This window comes from Chitinimonas sp. BJB300, from assembly GCF_002735695.1.
In the GTDB taxonomy this organism is placed as follows: domain Bacteria; phylum Pseudomonadota; class Gammaproteobacteria; order Burkholderiales; family Chitinimonadaceae; genus Chitinimonas.
Genome location: NZ_PDZH01000217.1, coordinates 1 through 4,055, shown reverse-complemented (window position 1 = coordinate 4,055; position 4,055 = coordinate 1). Strand labels below are relative to the sequence as shown.

The following is a 4,055-nucleotide window of genomic DNA, read 5'->3' as shown; positions in this document are numbered from 1 at the left end:
CGATCCACGCTTCCTTCCCACGCTCGGTCGCCCTCACGCAGTTGCGCTTCACTTCGTTCGCTGTGATCAACTTACGGCGGGACTTCCACCCGCAGGAGTGCGCCCATGCTGGGCGCACAAAACCAAGCCCCTACTGCAACAATATGCAGCAGGGGCCAAATGACCGCTAGACCTAAGCTTAAAGTGCTGCGACGATCTTGATTTCCACCTTGTACTCAGGCGCAGCCAATCGGGACTCGACAGTTGCCCGAGCCGGCGTATGGCCCTGAGGTACCCAAGCAGACCAAGCACGATTCATCGCGTCATAGTCCTCTATATCAGCCAACCAGATTTGCGCAGTCAGAATCTTAGTTTTATCACTACCCACCTCACCAAGCAGGCGATCAATCAAGGCAAGGATTTCCTCCGTCTGCGACTGCGTATCTGCATTCAGCATGACATCCGCCACCTGGCCTGCGAGATACACCGTGTTGTTGTGGACGACAATCTCGGACAGGCGCGGACCGACGTGATAGCGCTGAATAGACATAATTTCCTCGAAGAACAAAAAACAAAGGGCGACTCAAGGCCGCCCCGGCTAACCAACTACGAATTATGCCAGTTCAACACTACGCAAGCGCAAGGAAAAATCACGCAGCGCTTCGATGCCGCTGGCCTCTGCCCGAACGCACCAATCCTGCAACTGCTTGAGCAACTGTTCTTTAGTATAAGAAGAGCGCTCCCATAACACCGTCAATTCTTGGCGCATACGATAGATCGTATCCAATGTCTTGGATTCCGCCAACAATGCATCCAGACTCGCCTGCTCATGCGGAGGCGTATCTTTTCGATCCTGCTTTAACCAACGCTTCATGGCGCTATGGGGGTTCAGCTGCGGATTGGGTAGATTTGGCATACGCTCGCGTAGCACCTCTACCTCCGCTGTCACCGTGGCTTTAAACTGACGGGCATAGGCAGAAGCGATCTCATAGCGATTAGCAATAATCGCCTGCAAGGTATCCAAATCCGCCAAAGGCTTAGGCGCCAGCACCCGAACAGCTGGGGCAACGCGACGGACCTTGGCCAAACCCAGCATCTCTAGAATACGGATATACATCCAGCCAATATCAAACTCAAACCATTTGTTCGACAGCTTGGCCGAAGTCCCAAAGGTATGGTGATTATTATGCAGCTCCTCACCCCCAATCAGGATCCCCCACGGCACAATATTGGTTGAGGCATCTTCATTTTCAAAGTTACGATAGCCCCAGTAATGACCGATCCCATTAATAATGCCGGCAGCAGTGAGCGGAATCCAGACCATTTGCACAGCCCATATCCAGATGCCATTTACACCAAACAAGAGCAGGTTCACCACCGCCATGGTGACCACACCCCATACACTGTGCTTGCTATAAACATTACGCTCAATCCAATCATCGGGCGTGCCATGGCCGTATTTCTCCATGGTATCTTTGTTTTTTGATTCGGCGCGATAAAGCTCGGCACCCTCAAAAAACACCTTCTTGATTCCCAGCACCTGAGGGCTATGCGGGTCTTCCAAAGACTCACACTTGGCATGGTGTTTACGATGAATTGATGCCCACTCCTTAGTCACCATTCCCGTGGTGAGCCAAAGCCAGAATCGAAAGAAATGGCTAGGAATCGGGTGTAAATCAAGCGCTCGATGAGCCTGATGACGATGCAAAAAGATGGTAACCGATGCGATAGTGATGTGGGTAAGGCCCAGCGCCACAACGATATAACCCCACCAGGGCAAATCAATCAGACCATTTAGCCACGAAAGCATGAAGGTTCCTTGAGAGCAGATAGGTGATGATTTAGATTCTACGCTGAATCAATTACCTAGCGTGCGCTCGAACTCTGACTGGCATCAACATTTGGCGAAATATTGACGGGAGATATCAGATGAAGATCGCGACGAGGATAGGGAATTTCTATGCCATGCTGTGCAAACGATTTCCAGATTTTGATATTGAGTTGCGAGCGTAAGGCTGCCGTTCCAAGACCGGGGTCGACAATCCAGAATGCCAGCTCCAAATCAATGCCACTCTCACCAAAGCCTTTAACGAAAACCTGAGCAATCGGTTCTGTCAGAATTCGAGCCTCATTATGCGTGGTTTCAATTAAAAGACTAATTGCATGTTCCAGATCAGTGTCATACGCCACCTGTACAGGTAGTACTACTCTTAACAAATGATCCGAATGGGATAAGTTCAAGACTGTATTGGTAATCAGTGTTTCATTTGGAATAATCGCTTCGGTACCATCACCTAACTTAAGCAATACATAACGCGACGTAATTGCAGTGATTGTCCCTTGGCGGTTATCGATGTTGACCAGATCACCTATTCGAATCGATCCATCAAGCAAGATAATGAAACCCGATACATAATTACTGGCTATCTTTTGTAGGCCAAAACCCAATCCAACACCCAATGCACCGCTAAATACTGACAACACGGTGAGGTCTATACCCACTAAGGGTAGCGCAATCATCACCCCGACAATAATCAGCAGTGTACGAACTATTTTCGTAATCACCACTCGCAGGCTGAGATTGATAGATTGAGCCCCCATCATACGCTGTTCAAATAAACGACCAAGCCACAACGTGAATAACATAGTAATTGCTATTGATATCAGACCATGCAAAATCAATAGTATTGATATTCGCTGCTTACCAATATTAAAACTAACGCTATCCAAACCAGTTTGGATTTCTGGAAGCAGCCCTGTGATATGAAGAGCAAAGCCTAACCAAAGCACGCCGGCTACCCAGGGAATTGCTCGGCGTATCCATACCGATTGGGCAAATACTTCCTGTAGCAGATAAACCGCAGCCCGCACAAGCACCATGGTGGACAATAAGCTGGTAGACAATCGTAGCAATGTGACGCTATGTCCTTCCCGCCAAATGAAGGTGGCCAACTCGACACTTAGCCAAAATAGTAATGGGAAAAGTAAACGTGCAATACCTTCGGAACCAAAGCGCCAATTTTCAGCGCCGCTCTTACGTAATTTGGGCCGAAGAAGGCGACTGAAAACCCAAGCTAGAATAGCGCTTCCAAGCAAGACCAATAACTGCATGCCCAAATGCGGCTCAGTCAATCCAGCGCGCTGAAACTCTTCTAGAAAGTCGTATAGTGGCGTAGCCCGCAGATTCGATTGCATAACCAATTCTCAGCCTATCGAACGGATTTTACGCAACGTAGCCGTTGTCGAAGTATCAAAACAAAATGGGATGGAATGTACTTCTCCCCCCCACTCCAACACCTCCTTACTACCTACGATATTCTCTGGTGTCCAATCACCACCTTTAACCAAAATATTAGGCTTAATCGCCATAATCAGGTCATAAGGCGTATCTGAATCAAACCACGTAACCAAATCGACAGCCGCCAGTGAAGCCAATACCGCGGCGCGATTCTCTGTCGGATTAATAGGGCGATCATTCCCTTTCCCCAAGCGCTTCACCGATATATCGGTATTTATAGCTACAACCATAGCTGCACCGAGCGCCCTGGCCTGAGCCAGATAAGTAACATGTCCTCGGTGCAAAATATCGAAACAGCCATTGGTAAAAACCAAAGGGCGTTTTAGAGAAGCCAGTCGTTCTACCAATGCCTCAGGAGCACACAGCTTGCCTTCAAACAAGGGCAAATCATATCGAGTCATCAAACAATCACTTTTCCAAGTACCAGACAAACTGATTTCGGCTAAGAAACAGTACTGTAATTGCACTGCACAGGATTTCTATGGAAATCACGGAGTGGTGTAGTTACTCATCAATCAGTATTAAACAAACTACGATTGTATCTTCAAGAAATGGTGAGTGCTTGTTCTTCTATGGATAAAGACATTCCGGTCCTAGCTTGCTGGTCTGGACCACCTGGATATCGTCTAACTAGCGCTGCCTAGCACCGCCAAGCCCCTATGCCGCACTCATCGCGAGTGCGGCACTTTCCTGTTGTGCTCCCCCAAAGCAAAAGCCCCGGTCTCTGTTGAGACCGGGGCTTCACTGTAAGGCGCCTGGCAGTGACCTACTTTCACAC

At 48.6% G+C, this 4,055-nt stretch carries 4 protein-coding genes; all 4 read right to left on the bottom strand.

The genetic code is table 11. The features are described 5' to 3' along the window. Positions 1-178: 178 nt before the first annotated feature. The 4 genes from CSQ89_RS20275 to rfaE2 all read right to left on the bottom strand — a co-directional run bounded on the left by CSQ89_RS20275 (position 179) and on the right by rfaE2 (position 3,678). A complete protein-coding gene (locus CSQ89_RS20275; protein WP_099407821.1) occupies positions 179-529 on the bottom strand; it encodes a RidA family protein in 351 nt (116 codons plus the stop codon). Positions 530-592: 63 nt separating this feature from the next. Continuing rightward, on the bottom strand, positions 593-1,789 hold the full coding sequence (locus tag CSQ89_RS20270; RefSeq protein WP_099407820.1) for a DesA family fatty acid desaturase: 1,197 nt from the start codon (positions 1,787-1,789) through the stop codon (positions 593-595). A 56-nt stretch (positions 1,790-1,845) separates the two neighbouring features. Beyond that, positions 1,846-3,174 (bottom strand): mechanosensitive ion channel family protein, encoded by a 1,329-nt coding sequence (locus CSQ89_RS20265; protein ID WP_099407819.1) that lies wholly within the window; start codon positions 3,172-3,174, stop codon positions 1,846-1,848. Positions 3,175-3,183: 9 nt separating this feature from the next. Next, positions 3,184-3,678: a D-glycero-beta-D-manno-heptose 1-phosphate adenylyltransferase gene (gene rfaE2, locus CSQ89_RS20260; protein WP_099407818.1), complete on the bottom strand. Its 495-nt coding sequence runs from the start codon at positions 3,676-3,678 to the stop codon at positions 3,184-3,186. Between the last annotated feature and the right edge of the window lie 377 nt (positions 3,679-4,055).

Coding starts and splice junctions, on each gene's coding strand:
- CSQ89_RS20275 (WP_099407821.1), bottom strand. CDS start 529: ATGTCTATTCAGCGCTATCACGTCGGTCCGCGCCTGTCCGAGATTGTC.
- CSQ89_RS20270 (WP_099407820.1), bottom strand. CDS start 1,789: ATGCTTTCGTGGCTAAATGGTCTGATTGATTTGCCCTGGTGGGGTTAT.
- CSQ89_RS20265 (WP_099407819.1), bottom strand. CDS start 3,174: ATGCAATCGAATCTGCGGGCTACGCCACTATACGACTTTCTAGAAGAG.
- rfaE2 (WP_099407818.1), bottom strand. CDS start 3,678: ATGACTCGATATGATTTGCCCTTGTTTGAAGGCAAGCTGTGTGCTCCT.